Origin of the sequence: Micromonospora sp. NBRC 110037, from assembly GCF_001652995.1 — a bacterium.
In the GTDB taxonomy this organism is placed as follows: Bacteria; Actinomycetota; Actinomycetes; order Mycobacteriales; family Micromonosporaceae; genus Micromonospora; species Micromonospora chalcea.
In genome coordinates this window covers 285,651-298,522 of record NZ_BBVA01000008.1, presented here as the reverse complement: position 1 = coordinate 298,522, position 12,872 = coordinate 285,651, and the positions used below count along the sequence as shown (strand labels likewise).

At 72.9% G+C, this 12,872-nt stretch carries 16 protein-coding genes; 8 read left to right on the top strand and 8 right to left on the bottom strand.

The genetic code is table 11. The features are described 5' to 3' along the window. Positions 1-28 precede the first annotated feature (28 nt). From A4R25_RS23570 to A4R25_RS23560, 3 genes are all read right to left on the bottom strand, one after another. Positions 29-748: an AIM24 family protein gene (locus tag A4R25_RS23570; RefSeq protein ID WP_064448083.1), complete on the bottom strand. Its 720-nt coding sequence runs from the start codon at positions 746-748 to the stop codon at positions 29-31. 86 nt (positions 749-834) lie between these two features. After that, positions 835-1,179 (bottom strand): metallopeptidase family protein, encoded by a 345-nt coding sequence (locus A4R25_RS23565; protein WP_176722904.1) that lies wholly within the window; start codon positions 1,177-1,179, stop codon positions 835-837. Between the two features lie 89 nt (positions 1,180-1,268). Then, positions 1,269-1,697, bottom strand: coding sequence for an OsmC family protein (locus A4R25_RS23560; RefSeq protein WP_013289315.1), 429 nt, complete (start codon positions 1,695-1,697; stop codon positions 1,269-1,271). Positions 1,698-1,859: 162 nt separating this feature from the next. On the opposite strand from A4R25_RS23560, the gene A4R25_RS23555 reads away from it, so the two are divergent. From A4R25_RS23555 to A4R25_RS23545, 3 genes are all read left to right on the top strand, one after another. Next, positions 1,860-2,552, top strand: a complete 693-nt coding sequence (locus tag A4R25_RS23555) for a hypothetical protein (protein WP_157539154.1) — start codon at positions 1,860-1,862, stop codon at positions 2,550-2,552. A gap of 155 nt (positions 2,553-2,707) precedes the next feature. Then, a complete protein-coding gene (locus tag A4R25_RS23550) occupies positions 2,708-3,529 on the top strand; it encodes an HAD family hydrolase (protein ID WP_064448081.1) in 822 nt (273 codons plus the stop codon). Continuing rightward, positions 3,529-4,341 carry an HAD family hydrolase gene (locus tag A4R25_RS23545; RefSeq protein WP_043327724.1) on the top strand — a complete coding sequence of 271 codons (813 nt, stop codon included), beginning with the start codon at positions 3,529-3,531 and terminating at the stop codon, positions 4,339-4,341. Before A4R25_RS23550 ends, A4R25_RS23545 begins: the two co-directional genes overlap by 1 nt. A 35-nt stretch (positions 4,342-4,376) precedes the next feature. Here the strand turns inward: A4R25_RS23545 and A4R25_RS23540 are convergent, their stop codons facing one another. After that, a complete protein-coding gene (locus A4R25_RS23540; RefSeq protein ID WP_043327723.1) occupies positions 4,377-4,967 on the bottom strand; it encodes a bacterial proteasome activator family protein in 591 nt (196 codons plus the stop codon). A 57-nt stretch (positions 4,968-5,024) separates the two neighbouring features. Between A4R25_RS23540 and A4R25_RS23535 the strand changes: the two genes are divergently transcribed. Next, complete coding sequence (locus A4R25_RS23535; RefSeq protein WP_043327722.1) at positions 5,025-5,852, top strand: S9 family peptidase; 828 nt, start codon at positions 5,025-5,027, stop codon at positions 5,850-5,852. Positions 5,853-5,900: 48 nt separating this feature from the next. Then, positions 5,901-7,124 (top strand): ABC transporter substrate-binding protein, encoded by a 1,224-nt coding sequence (locus tag A4R25_RS23530; RefSeq protein ID WP_043327721.1) that lies wholly within the window; start codon positions 5,901-5,903, stop codon positions 7,122-7,124. 67 nt (positions 7,125-7,191) lie between these two features. On the opposite strand, the gene ddaH is transcribed toward A4R25_RS23530, so the two are convergent. Beyond that, a complete protein-coding gene (ddaH, locus tag A4R25_RS23525; RefSeq protein WP_176722883.1) occupies positions 7,192-8,025 on the bottom strand; it encodes a dimethylargininase in 834 nt (277 codons plus the stop codon). A gap of 59 nt (positions 8,026-8,084) precedes the next feature. Here ddaH and A4R25_RS23520 point away from each other — a divergent pair, with 59 nt between their 5' ends. Next, positions 8,085-8,543 carry an Lrp/AsnC family transcriptional regulator gene (locus A4R25_RS23520; RefSeq protein WP_030499444.1) on the top strand — a complete coding sequence of 153 codons (459 nt, stop codon included), beginning with the start codon at positions 8,085-8,087 and terminating at the stop codon, positions 8,541-8,543. 55 nt (positions 8,544-8,598) lie between these two features. Further along, complete coding sequence (locus A4R25_RS23515) at positions 8,599-9,555, top strand: zinc-binding dehydrogenase (protein ID WP_064448080.1); 957 nt, start codon at positions 8,599-8,601, stop codon at positions 9,553-9,555. Positions 9,556-9,561: 6 nt separating this feature from the next. On the opposite strand, the gene A4R25_RS23510 is transcribed toward A4R25_RS23515, so the two are convergent. The 3 genes from A4R25_RS23510 to A4R25_RS23500 all read right to left on the bottom strand — a co-directional run bounded on the left by A4R25_RS23510 (position 9,562) and on the right by A4R25_RS23500 (position 11,770). After that, on the bottom strand, positions 9,562-10,716 hold the full coding sequence (locus A4R25_RS23510) for a hypothetical protein (protein WP_064448079.1): 1,155 nt from the start codon (positions 10,714-10,716) through the stop codon (positions 9,562-9,564). A 65-nt stretch (positions 10,717-10,781) separates the two neighbouring features. Then, positions 10,782-11,039 carry a DUF6457 domain-containing protein gene (locus tag A4R25_RS23505; RefSeq protein WP_043330820.1) on the bottom strand — a complete coding sequence of 86 codons (258 nt, stop codon included), beginning with the start codon at positions 11,037-11,039 and terminating at the stop codon, positions 10,782-10,784. After that, positions 11,036-11,770: a molybdenum cofactor guanylyltransferase gene (locus A4R25_RS23500; RefSeq protein WP_064448078.1), complete on the bottom strand. Its 735-nt coding sequence runs from the start codon at positions 11,768-11,770 to the stop codon at positions 11,036-11,038. Before A4R25_RS23500 ends, A4R25_RS23505 begins: the two co-directional genes overlap by 4 nt. Positions 11,771-12,016: 246 nt before the next feature. Here A4R25_RS23500 and fdhD point away from each other — a divergent pair, with 246 nt between their 5' ends. After that, complete coding sequence (gene fdhD / locus A4R25_RS23495; RefSeq protein WP_043327716.1) at positions 12,017-12,871, top strand: formate dehydrogenase accessory sulfurtransferase FdhD; 855 nt, start codon at positions 12,017-12,019, stop codon at positions 12,869-12,871. Position 12,872 lies beyond the last annotated feature (1 nt).

Below are 12,872 nucleotides of genomic sequence, written 5' to 3'. Positions count from 1 at the left end.
CACGGCGGGCGCCCCGGGCACCGGAGGGTCACTGCAGCAGGCCGCCGAGCACGCCGCCCTGCTGCTGGGAGCCGCTGCCGGCCACCGGAGGCTCCTCCGAGGGCTGGACGACGACGAAACCCTGACCGGCGAAGCTCATCGTGAACGCCTCACCGGTGCTGCGGCCGAGCAGCGTGCCGAGGCCGAGCTGCTCGGCGCGGTGGTAGCCGGTCTGGAGGTTCGCCGACCAGCAGACCGCCGCCTGCGGGTCCACGTACGTCGGCGCGTCCACGTTGAGCACCACCGGGGTGCCCTTGGTGGTGATGGCGATCCGGCCGTGCCCGGTGAACACGCAGTTGAACAGGCCGGAGGAGGACGCGAAACCGGCGCCGCCGACCATCTTGATGTCGTACTGCAGGGTCGAGTCGAAGGCCAGCACGCTGGAGCCGTTGATGGACAGCGCGTCGCCCGGCTCCAGGTCGATGACGTGCACGTCCTTGGCGAAGTCGGCGAGGAACACGTCGCCGCGCCCGGAGACCTTCATCAGCGGCACGCCCTCACCGGTGAGGCGCTGCTTGATGAACTTGCCGATGCCGCCGGAGCCCAGGGCCTGGAACTGCACCTGGCCCTGGTAGGCGACCATCGAGCCGACGCGGGCCATCGCCTCGCCGTTCAGCTCGATCTTCAGCATCTTGGAGTTCTGCAACCGCATGCCCGGCTGCTGGGACTCCTTCTCAAGGTTCTCCGCGGAGAACAGCGCGCTGCGCATGGGTTTTCCTCCTGGGTCAGAATGTGCCTGACCACGGAGGTTAGGGGACCGGCGCAACCGCCGGAATCAGCCGGGCGGGGACCCGGTCAGCCCCAGCCCAGGGCGTGCAGACGCTCGTCGTCGATGCCGAAATGGTGGGCGATCTCGTGCACCACGGTCACCGCGACCTCCTCGACGACGTCGTCGTCGGTGTCGCAGATCGCCAGGATCGGATTGCGGTAGATCAGGATGCGGTCGGGCAGCACGCCGGAGTAGTCCCAGCCGCGATCGGTGAGCGCGTGCCCCTCGTACAGGCCGAGCAGGTCCTCGCCCGGCGGCGGGTCGTCCTCGACCAGGATGACCACGTTGCTCATGAGCCCGAGCAGCTCCTCGGGCACCTCGTCGAGTGCCTCGCCGACCAGTTCCTCGAACCGGTCCCGGCTCATCTCCACGGCCACGCGGCCCGGTCACTCCCCCAGAATCGGCACGTCACACGGCGAGGGCGGCCCGCAGGACACCCCCGCCGTGCCGTACGTGATGGTCAGGCCAGGCGGGCGTTCAGCGTGATCTGCGCGCCCGGCGACAGCAGCCGGGAGATCGGGCAGTTCTCCTTGGCCGCCTCGGCCAGCTTGGTGAACTCGGCCTGGTCGATGCCCGGAACCTGACCGACGGTCTCCAGGTCGATCCGGGTGACTGTCATGCCGGCGTCGGTCTTGTCGAAGTGCACCTTGGCGGTGGTCTCCACCGCCGTTTCCTGGGCGCCGGCGTCGGCGAGCTGCTTGGACAGCGCCATCGAGAAGCAGCCGGCGTGCGCGGCGCCGATCAGCTCCTCGGGGTTGGTGCCCTCGCCCTCCTCGAAGCGCGACTTGAAGGAGTAGTTGCCGGACAGGCCGCCCTTGCCGGTGCGGACGGTGCCGGACCCCTCGGTGAGGTTGCCCTGCCAGCGAGCGGATGCGGTACGGATAGGCATGGCACGACGCTACGCGAAAGCGGGCCGCGTCGCACCGCACCTGTGGACCACGATCCGGGCCGTCGGGTGTGTGCTGTGCCATGATTCGACGCAGGCCCGCGTACGGGAAGGGTGGCCATGTCACAGGATCTCCCCGTCCCCCGCCAGGAGAAGCGAATCCCCGTGCGGGACGACGACACCACTGTCGTCGAGTGGGGTGACGCCGAGCCGGAGTCCCCCGGCCGGGCCGGACGCTCGCTCGCCGCCCTGGGCCGGGACCGCCGCCTGCCGACAGTGCTCGCCGGGCTCGCCACGGTGGCCGCTGTCGCCTCGCTGATCGGCGAGTGGCTGATCATCACGGTGCCGGCCGAGGCCCGGGACGACGACGCGCCCACCCGGCTGACCAGTGGCATCTCCGAGATCGGCGGGTTCGGGGTGGCGTACCTGGTGGGCCTGCTCGGGCTGTCCGTGGCGCTGGCTCTGGCGCTGCGCGGCGCCCCGGCGGTCCGTCGGCACGCCGCGCTCGCCGGGCTGGGCCTGTCGGCGGGCGTGCTCGGCGTGCTGGTCGCGACCGCCGCCTCCCTCGAGCAGCTGGCCCGGCGCATCCTGTTCTTCGTCGGGGACCAGCGCCTCGACGTGGAGCACGGGCGCGGCCTGGTCACCGCGTTCCTCGCCGTGGCGCTGCTGGCCGCCGCGCTGCACCTGGCCGGCCGGAGCGCCGGGGACATGCCCGCCGACGAGGAACCGGACCACGACCACCCGGACGACCGGCCCGCCTGGCGGGGACGCGCCGCCACGGACGACCTGCCGCCGGCCCCCGCGGACCTGACGGTGCAGCCCACGGTGCCGTTCGCGGACCCCGACCGGTCCCGCTGACGCCGCATACGTCGGCCACCGCGGCTTCGCCTCCGATTCGCCGGAAAGCCGTGGTTGCCGCCCGTTCCGCGAGATACGGTTGCTGCCCGCCGTCCCGTGGTCGCGGCACCGAAGACCTGGTCGGCCGGCGTGACGGCGCGGGCGAAGGAGGAACCATGACCCGCCCGGGACTGCCCAAGCTGATCGCCACCGACCTCGACGGCACGCTCGTCCGCAGCGACGAGACCGTCTCCGCGTACACCCACCGGGTGCTGGACCGGGTGCGGTCCGCCGGGATTCCGGTGGTCGGCGCGACCGGCCGCGGACCGCGCCTGACCGAGCTGACCCGTAACGACATCCGGGCCGCCGACTTCCTGGTGATGGCCGGTGGCGGCCGGGTGGTGGACCAGAGCGACCCCGACGGGCCGCTGGTGCTGCGCGACGAGCGGCTGCCCGGCGAGGTGCTGGCCCGGATCCTCACCGACCTGGAGGCGGCGGTCGGCCCGCTCACCGTGATGGTCGAGGCGTCGGACGAGCACGACGCGCCGCTGTGGGGCGACTACCACCCGAGCTGGCCCTACCCGGACCGGTTCGAGGCGCGCAGCCGGATGGAGTGCCTGTCCTGCGACGTGATCAAGGCGTTCGCGCGTACCGCCGACCACCACGTGGACGAGCTGCTGGCCGCCGGCCGGGCGATCGTGCCGCCGGAGGTGGCCACGCTCACCCAGGCCGGGCTCGGCTTCATCGAGATCTGCCCGCCCCGCACCGACAAGGCCAGCGGCCTGAGCGTGATCGCCGAGCGGCTCGGCGTCGACCCGGCCGACGTGCTGGTCTTCGGCGACCAGCCGAACGACCTGCCGATGTTCGACTGGGCCGGGTGGGCGCGGGTGGCGGTGGCGAACGCCCACCCGGAGGTACGCGCCGCGGCGGACGAGATCACCTTGCGCAACGACGACGACGGGGTGGCCGTCTACCTGGACCGACTACTGTCCCGGTGATGGAAGATCCACCTCGGCTCGTCGCCTCCGACATCGACGGCACGCTGCTGCGCGACGACCGGACGCTCAGCCCGCGTACCGCCGGCGTGCTGGCCCGCATCGCCGCCGCCGGCACGCCGGTGGTCCTGGTCACCGGCCGTCCGATCCGCTGGCTCCAAATGGTGTACGAGCAGCTCGCCGCGCCGCTGCCGGCGATCTGCGCGAACGGCGCGGTGGTGTACGACCCGGTCACCGACCAGGTGCTGCGGGCCGACCCGCTCGCCCCGGAGCTGCTGGCCGAGGTGGCCCGGCGACTACGGGCCGAGGTGCCCGGGGTCAGTCTCGCGGTGGAGATCGTGGACAGCCGGCAGATGCGGCACGAGGCGCACTACCCGCTGCGCTGGGACGCCGACCTCGACGCCATCCGGGCCGTCGAGTCGCCGGAGGAACTGCTGGCCGCACCCGCGGTGAAGCTGCTGGCGCGCGCCGGTGAGCAGGACCCGGACGTCTTCGTGCAGGTGGTGGCGGGCGCGCTGGAGGGGCTGGCCGAGGCGACCCACTCGTCGTACAGCGGGCTGATCGAGATCTCGGCCGCCGGCGTGACGAAGGCGGCCGGCCTGGCCTGGTACGCGGAACGGCTGGGCGTCGGCGAGCGGGACGTGCTGGCCTTCGGCGACATGCCCAACGACGTGCCGATGCTGGCCTGGGCCGGACGCGCGGTGGCGGTCGCCAACGCCCACCCGGCGGTACGGGAGATCGCGCACGAGGTCACCGGGCCGAACACCGAGGACGGCGTGGCGGCGTACCTGGAGAAGGTCTTCGAGCTGGACTGAGTGGCCGGGGCGCGTGACGCGCCCCGGCCGACGGGTCACAGGTACTGGCCGGGCGCGTGGCCCTCGCCGGCGCCGGGCATCCCGGGCATGCCCGGGATCACGCCGCCGGGGCCGCTGGGCAGCGCCTGACGGCCCGATCGCATCTGCTCCAGCTGGACACGGGCGGCCATCTGCTGGGCCACCAGCGCGGCCTGGATGCCGTGGAACAGGCCCTCCAGCCAGCCCACGAGCTGGGCGTGCGCGATCCGCAGCTCGCCCTCGCTCGGCGTCTGCCGCTCGGTGAACGGCAGCGAGAGCCGCTCCAGCTCCTCGCGCAGCTCGGGCGCGAGGCCCTCCTTCAGCTCGACGATCGAGCGCTCGTGGATCTCCCGCATCCGGTTCCGGCTGGCGTCGTCCAGCGGCGCCGCCTTCACCTCCTCCAGCAGCTGCTTGATCATGCTGCCGATCCGCATCACCTTGGCCGGCTGCTCGACCAGGCGGGTCGGGTCCTCGCCCTTGCCCTCCTCGTCGGTCTGCACCGTGCCGACCGGGCGGCCGTCCGGCCCGACCACCACCACGGTGCCGGGGATGCCATCGTTGCCCTGCTCGTCGTCCCGTCCGGAATGCGCTTCGGTCATGGCACCCATCTTTACCCACGCCGACCATGTGCACGCGGCCGGACCGGAGGGAGCTACCGTCGCCGCATGCTCTCCGACCCACGCGAGGTGCTGACCCGCCCGTCTCCGCCGCCGGACGCCACAGTCGCCTACGGCGACCACCCGGACCAGCTCGCCGACCTGCGCCGGCCCGCCGGCGACGGGCCGGCCCGGCCGCTCGTGGTCGTGGTGCACGGCGGTTTCTGGCGGGCCGAGTACGACAGGGCCCACACCGGCCCGATGGCGGCGGCGCTGGCCGCGCTCGGCCACCCGGTCGCGCAGATCGAGTACCGCCGGACCGGCCAGCCCGGCGGCGGCTGGCCGCACACCCTCACCGACGTCCGCACCGGGGTCGCCGCCCTGCCCGGTCTGGCCGCCGCCGCGCTACCCGGCCGGGTGGCGCCCGTACCGCCGATCCTGATCGGCCATTCCGCGGGCGGGCACCTGGCCCTGTACGTGGCCGCGCGCGCCCCGGAGACGGTCGCCGGGGTGGTCGCGCTGGCCCCGGTGGCCGACCTCGCGCAGGCGTACCGGCTGGACCTGGACGGCGGGGCGGTGGCCGCGCTGCTCGGCGGCTCCCCGGAGGACGTGCCGGACCGGTACGCGGACGCGGATCCGTCGAATTTCGTACCCATGCGAACACGGACCGTAGTCGTGCATGGCGAGCAGGATCTTCAGGTTCCCACCTCGATCAGCCGATCCTGGGTGGCCGCCGACCGGGCTGCCGGCGGCACTTCCACCTTGATTGAGCTGCCTGAATGCGAGCATTTCGGGCTGATCGACCCGGAGGCGGCCGCCTGGCCCCGGGTGACACAGGCGTTGCGGTCGCTTCACGATGATCTTCCGGGCATTGACGCAGCGTCGCCGACCAGGTAGAACGCCGAAGGGGTGTGCACCATGGCCACCCCGTCGGGAAGGAAATCGGTGGCACAGATGAACCGCAGGCGGGCTCTGCAACTGCTGGCCGCGCTGGGCACCACCGGACTGGCGGCGGGTTGCGGCTCCGGGGAGGACGACACCGGGGAGCAGGCCGGATCCGGCAGCCCGATCAAGATCGGGCTGATCGTGCCCGGCAGCGGGGCGAACAAGGCCATCGGCGACGAGATCACCAACGGCTTCCAGCTCTACCTCCGCCTGCGCGGCCAGCAGATCGCCGGCCATCCGGTCACGCTGGTGCCGGCCGAGGAGGGCTCCACCGCCGCCAGCGGCAAGGCCGCCGTGGAGCGGCTGATCAAGGAGGGCGTGCTCGCGCTCACCGGCGTGGTCAGCCCCACCGTGATGACCGGCATCAAGGACTCGGTCGAGCAGGCCCGGGTGCCGCTGATCGGCTCCAACGCCTCCCCCTCGACGCTGCAGGGCGTCGTCTACATCTGGCGCACGTCGTACGTGCTGACCGAGCCGGGCGAGGCGCTCGGGGAGTACCTGCGCCAGAAGCTCGACGCGTCGAGCCGTATCGCCATCTTCGGCACCCGCGGCCAGGGCAGCCAGGACGTCGTCGAAGGGCTGCGGCGCGCGTACGAGCGGGGTCGCCGGCTCACCGAGGACCCGATCTACACCGACGACTCCGACAACCCCTCGCGGAATCTCTACGCCGGGCCGATCCGCAAGGCGCTGGAGCGGAAGCCGGACGCGGTCTTCTGCCACTACTCGGGCGCCCAGGCCGTCCAGTTCGTCAAGCAGCTCTACGCCCTGGGCTACCGGGGGCCGATCTACGCCCCCGGGTTCCTCACCGAGGGCACCGCGCTGGACCAGCTCGACGACGGTGAGAAGGGCCGCGACCGCAAGCTGATCGAGGCGAACGGCATCGAGACCGCGCTCAACTACTCGGCCGATCTCAACAACACCGCGAACCGGATCTTCGCCTCGGCGTACCGGAAGACGTTCAACTCCGCGCCGACCACGTACGCGATGGCCTCCTACGACGCCGCGCTGGTGCTGGACAAGGCGATCCGGCTGGCCGGGGCGAACCCGTCCCCGCAGCAGGTCAACCTGGCGCTGGGCAAGGTCGGCCAGGTGGACAGCCCGCGCGGCCCCTGGCAGTTCAACCAGACCCGTACCCCGCAGCAGAAGTGGTACCTGCGCCGGGTGCAGACCGACGGCCGACTGCTGTCCAACATCGTGATCAACGAGCTGGCCACGCTCGGCTGACCGGCCCCCGTACGCGACGAAGGGCGGTCTCCCCACCGGGAGGCCGCCCTTCGCGCCGAGGCGTGGCTCAGTGCCGCAGTTCGGCGATGCAGCACTTCACGCTGCCACCGCCCTTCTTCAGCTCGGACAGCTCCACCGGGACCGGGTGGTAGCCGGCCGCCTTCAACTTGCCGGCCAGCCGCGTCGCCTCGTTGTTCAGCACCACGTTGAGCCCGTCGCTGACCAGGTTCAGGCCGAACGCCAGCGCGTCCTCGTCGTCGGCGACGATCGCGTCCGGGAACAGCTGGGCCAGCACCTTCTGGCTGGCGGCGGAGAAGGCGCCCGGGTAGTAGACGATGTTCTCGTCGTCGATCGAGGCGAGCGCCACGTCCAGGTGGTAGAAGCGCGGGTCGATCAGGCGCAGCGAGACCACCGGGCGGCCGAGCGCCTCCTGCGCCTCGGCGTGCGCGGCCGGTTCGGTCCGGAAGCCGTGCCCGGCGAGGATCAGGCCGCCGTGGGCCTCCGGCAGGTACGCGAAGTCGCCCTCGCCCTCGTTGGTCTCGTTCGGGGCGATGAACCGCCAGCCCTGCTCCTCGTAGAACGCCCGGTGCGCGGCGGCCTCGGCGGTCCGCTGCTCGTGCTTGAACCGGGCCCCGTAGACGGTGCCGTCGACCACGAACGCGCCGTTCGCCGCGTAGACCATGTCCGGCAGCCCCGCCTCGGGCGTGAGCAGGTGCACGTCGTGGCCGAGCCCGACGAGCGTCTCCCGCAGCCGGTCCCACTGCTTGACCGCCAGGTCGGCGTCGACCGCCGTGGTCACGTCCATCCACGGGTTGATCGCGTACTCGACCGTGAAGTGCTCGGGCGAGCACATGAGATATGTCCGCTTTCGCGAGACTCGCTGCTGGTTCACGGTCACCAAGAGTAGGTACGGTACAACTTTGGTAACAGCCACAAGCATTGCTTCCCGGGAGCAGAACGTTGCAGATAGACGCGGTAGACCAGCGAATCATTGCGTTGCTCGTGGCTGACGCCCGCGCCTCGTACGCGGACATCGGCACCCGGGTGTCACTCTCCGCCCCCGCCGTCAAGCGACGGGTCGACCGACTCCGGTCCGCCGGGGTGATCCGGGGATTCACCGCCGTCGTCGACCCGGCCGCTGTCGGCTGGACCACCGAGGCGTTCGTCGAGCTGTTCTGCGCCGGCCGGACCACCCCGGCACAGATCGGCGCCGCCGCCCGACGGCACCCCGAAGTGGTCGGCGCGTACACCGTCTCCGGCGAGGCCGACGCGCTCGTGCACCTGCGCGCCGCGGACATCTCGCACCTGGAGGAGGCGCTGGAGCGGCTGCGCGCCGAATCGTTCGTCACCTCGTCCCGCAGCACCATCGTGCTCTCCCGGCTGGTCGAGTCCCCCGGCGTCGGACCGTCCACGCCTTGACCTCAACCTCGCTTCATGTCGTGCACTGGTGACCGGCTCGAAGCGAGGGGGCGGTATGCGTGCGGTGTGGCTGCGGGAGTTCGGCGGACCGGAGGTGCTCGTGCCCGGGACGGCACCCGATCCGGCACCCGGACCGGGCCAGGTGCTCGTCGACGTGGCACACGCGAACATCACGTTCGTCGAGACGATGTTCCGGGCCACCGGCTTCGGGCCGTTCGACGCCGAACTGCCACTGATCCCCGGCAACGGCGTCGGCGGGACGATCACCGAACTCGGACCCGGCGTCGATCCGGCGCTCGCCGGGCGCGTCGTGGTCACCGCCACCGGCGGCACCGGCGGGTACGCCGAGCGCGTCGTGGTCGACCGGAGCGCCCCTGTCCCCGTACCCCCGGGGTTGGCCCTGGACGCGGCGGTGGCGCTGATGGCCGACGGCCGGACCGCCCTGATGCTGGCCCGGGCGGCCGGGCTGCGGCGCGGCGACCGGGTCCTGGTGGAGGCGGCGGCCGGCGGCGTCGGGTCGCTGCTCACGCAGTTGGCGGCGGCGTCCGGGGCGACAGTGGTGGCCGCCGCCGGCGGCCCGGCGAAGGTGGCCGGGCTCCGCGCGGCCGGCCTCGACCTGGCAGTCGACTACCGGCAGCCCGGCTGGACCGGCCGGGTCCGGGACGCCGTCGGCGCGGTCGACGTGGTGTTCGACGGCGTGGGCGGACCGCTCGCCCGGGAGGCGTTCGACCTGCTCGACCCGGGCGGGCGGATGCTCAGCTTCGGGCTCGCCGGCGGCGCCTGGGCGGACATCCCGGCCGAGGCGGCCACCGCACGCGGCGTCACGCTGCTGAGCCCACGGCCCGGCCCGGACGAACTGCGCGCCCTCACCGAGGCGGCGCTCGCCGAGGGCACCGCCGGCCGGCTGCGACCGCAGATCGGGCAGCGCTTCCCGCTGGACCGGGCCGCCGACGCGCACGCCGCGATCGAGGCCCGGCAGACCGTCGGCAAGACCCTGCTCGACGTGCGCTGACCCGGCTCAGAGGTACATGCCGGTGCGGTGCTCCTCGGCCCGCGCCGGCTTGTCCCCCTCGCCGAAGAAGCGCTTGCCGCCGAACTCGCCGTGCAGACGGTCGTCCAGCTCGTCCGCGAGACCGGTCATCACCTGCACCGCGAGCATCAGGTGGGTGGGCTGGAAGTTGCGGCCGAACACCGGAATCGAGGCCCACACCGTGTCGTCGGCGCAGTAGAGCCGCCCGATCGGCATCCGGTTGGTCAACTCGGACAGCTTCACGTACAGGCGCTCGGTCGGCTCGACCTCGGTCAGCACCGGCGAGAAGACGTCCACGAGCGGCGGGTTGTCGCGCACCCGGACGAACACCATCGCCGAGCCGGCCCGGATGTTGATGTCACCGTCGGAGTCGACCTGAAGCTGGTCGGACGCGGACTTCAGCATGGTCGACACGACGGTGCGGACCCGCTCCTCCAGGGCCAGCACGTCGTTCTCGCCGGACTGCGCGGCCGCCGCCGCGGCCAACGCCTCGTCCAGGTCGGCCTCGACGTCGCGGTCCGGGCCGAACTCGCTGCGGGCCGTACCGAGCGGCTCCACCGGCAACGGCTCACCCTCGGTGTCGTGCACCAGGTAGACGAGGAAGGCGGGATGCGGGGCGCCGTAGACGTCACGCAGCGTCCGGGACAGCACGGCGGCCAGCCGGGTCGCCTCGTCGGTGCCGCAGTCCAGCCCGAACTGCTCACCGGAACCCGGCACCACGCCCGGCGGCGACCAGCCGAGCGCCACCATGTCGGCCACCGCCGCCCGGTCCAACCGGTAGCCCTGGGGCAGCGTGGCGTTGCCGACCGCCCGGGCCGAGAGGCGACCCTCCTCGCCCGCGTCCACGCTCACCGAGTAGACGGCGTCCCCGGTGCCGGAGGCGGTCGGATCGAGTGTCACCTCCAGGTGACCACCGGCGGGCAGTGCGCGTAGCCGCTCGGCGAGCGCCCGCGCGAACTCACGCCAGGCCTCGGTGACCTTGGCCCGCAGATCGGCGGTGGTCGGCTCGTCGAGCAGGATCGACTCGTGATGCTCCGGCGCGCTGCCGGTGGCGTGGTGTTCCGGCGCGCTGCCGGCGGCGTGATGCTCCGGCGCGCTGCCGGCAGGCTTGTCGACCGGCGCCGAGGGGTGGTCTGCCGTCATGATCGCCTCCGTCCGTCCCCGCCACCCTACCCACGCGCGGCGGCCACCGAATCACGCGCAAGGCGCTATTCCGCGGGCGTGGACCCACCCAGATCCACCGGCCACGAGCCGGCCAGCGCGCTGAGCCGCTCGGCCGCCGCCGCCGGGTCCGCCCCGCGCCCCACCGCCACCCCCAACAGGTACGCGGTGACCGGCGCCCCCGGCCGGACCACCTGATGCGCCACGTCCCGGGCCACGTCCAGCACTGTCGGCACCGGCACCCCGGCCGGGTCCAGGTCCAGCTCGGCGCAGACCGCCGTGACCCAGTCGTCCAGCACCGTCATCTCGACCACTCCTCCGCCCGGCGTACGTCCTCGTCAGTGTCGCAGTCGAACCAGGGCGGAGGACCCGAGCCGGACCACGACACCTCGCGTACGGCGACACCGGTCAGCAGTCCGCGTACCGGCGCCCCGTCGAGGGTGCCGCCCCGCGTCGCGGCGAGCCGGTCGAGGGCGGCCCGCAGGGCCGGTAACCGCCACACCGCGCAGAGCTGCTGGCGGCGGCCGTCGCCGTCCACGTAACAGGCGAGGGCGACGGTCAGTCCGCGCGGGGGGAGCGCTGATGCCCGCTCGGTAGCGCGGTCGAGTTCCCGATCAGCGGCCGGTTCGCGTTCCCGCTCGGCGGCCCGATCGTGTTCCCGCTCGGCGGCCAGGTCGCGTTCCCGTTCGGCGGCCGGGGTGTCGAGCGCGCGCCGCAGCTCGGTCACGGCGGCGGCGGTGAGCAGCGGGAGATCGGCGGCGAGCAGGGCGACTGTTGTCGTACCCGGGTCGAGCAGCGCCAGCCCGGCCGCAATGGCGGCCACCGGCCCGCCACCGGGTGGCTCCTCACGTGTCGTCCGGACGCCGCCGGGCACCGGACCGGACGGGCCGACCACGATCCGCTGGTCCGCGTCGGCCACCGCGGCCAGTACCCGGTGCAGCATCGGCCGGCCGCCGACCGGACGGGCCGGTTTGTCGACGCCGCCCATCCGCCGGGCCGCGCCACCGGCAAGGACCACCGCCGCGTACCCCGTCACCGCCTCACCCTATCCACGGCCACGACCGTCGAATCCCGGCTCGGGCACGAGGCCCGGGCCCGTGCCCGGCTTCGCTGGCGGTTTTCCGACGTTGATCAACTCCATCTCGCCGAAGTGGCGGCATCCGGGGCCCTCCGATACCGCCACTTCGGCGATCTGGTGTCGATCATGATCGGCTGGGCCGGCGGGGCACGTGAACGAGTGGGGCGGGGTGCGGGCAGTGGAGGGGCCGGGGAGGATGGCGGGATGGGACGGGCGACAGACCGGCGGAGCGTGCTGCGGATCGACCTCGACGCGACGGGCGAGGGCCGGGGCCGGATCCGCCGCCAGGACACCCTGGCCGCGGAGGAGCCACTGGAGATCCGCGTGGGCGCGGCCGGGCCGGGTCGGCGTCGACCGCTCGCGGTGACTATGCGTACGCCCGGCGACGATCTGGACCTGGCGATCGGCTTCCTGCTCACCGAAGGACTGATCCGGTCGGCCGAGGACGTGCACACCGCACAGCTCTGCGCCGGCGCGGAGACCCCGAACACCTACAACGTGGTCGACGTGGCGCTCACCCCCGGTGTTCCGGAGCCGGTCACCGATCCGTCGCGCAACTTCTACACCACCAGTTCGTGCGGCGTGTGCGGCAAGGCCAGCATCGAGTCGGTGCGTACCCGTTCGCGGTTCGCCGTGCGGGACGACCCGCTGGTGGTCACCGCCGAACTGCTGGCCGCGCTGCCGGACCGGCTGCGGGCCGCGCAGCGCGCCTTCGACCGCACCGGCGGCCTGCACGCGGCCGGCCTCTTCACCGCCGACGGGGAGATGGTGGTGCTGCGGGAGGACGTCGGGCGGCACAACGCGGTGGACAAGGTGATCGGCTGGGCCGCCCGGGAGGGGCGGTTGCCGCTGGCCGGGCACGTGCTGCTGGTCTCCGGGCGGGCCAGTTTCGAACTCACCCAGAAGGCGTGGATGGCGGGCGTGCCGCTGCTCGCCGCGGTGTCCGCGCCCAGCACGCTCGCCGTCGAGCTGGCCGAGGAGGCCGGGATGACGCTTGTCGGCTTCCTGCGCGGGCCGACCATGAACGTCTACACCGGGGCGGCCCGGATCGGCGGCTGAC

Excerpts from the sequence above, each read along its gene's own strand:
- A4R25_RS23550 (WP_064448081.1), top strand. The coding sequence starts at position 2,708 with ATGACCCGCCCGGGACTGCCCAAGCTGATCGCCACCGACCTCGACGGC.
- fdhD (WP_043327716.1), top strand. The coding sequence starts at position 12,017 with ATGGGACGGGCGACAGACCGGCGGAGCGTGCTGCGGATCGACCTCGAC.
- A4R25_RS23545 (WP_043327724.1), top strand. The coding sequence starts at position 3,529 with ATGGAAGATCCACCTCGGCTCGTCGCCTCCGACATCGACGGCACGCTG.
- A4R25_RS23515 (WP_064448080.1), top strand. The coding sequence starts at position 8,599 with ATGCGTGCGGTGTGGCTGCGGGAGTTCGGCGGACCGGAGGTGCTCGTG.
- A4R25_RS23560 (WP_013289315.1), bottom strand. The coding sequence starts at position 1,697 with ATGCCTATCCGTACCGCATCCGCTCGCTGGCAGGGCAACCTCACCGAG.
- A4R25_RS23505 (WP_043330820.1), bottom strand. The coding sequence starts at position 11,039 with ATGACGGTGCTGGACGACTGGGTCACGGCGGTCTGCGCCGAGCTGGAC.
- A4R25_RS23540 (WP_043327723.1), bottom strand. The coding sequence starts at position 4,967 with ATGGGTGCCATGACCGAAGCGCATTCCGGACGGGACGACGAGCAGGGC.
- A4R25_RS23535 (WP_043327722.1), top strand. The coding sequence starts at position 5,025 with ATGCTCTCCGACCCACGCGAGGTGCTGACCCGCCCGTCTCCGCCGCCG.
- A4R25_RS23570 (WP_064448083.1), bottom strand. The coding sequence starts at position 748 with ATGCGCAGCGCGCTGTTCTCCGCGGAGAACCTTGAGAAGGAGTCCCAG.
- A4R25_RS23510 (WP_064448079.1), bottom strand. The coding sequence starts at position 10,716 with ATGACGGCAGACCACCCCTCGGCGCCGGTCGACAAGCCTGCCGGCAGC.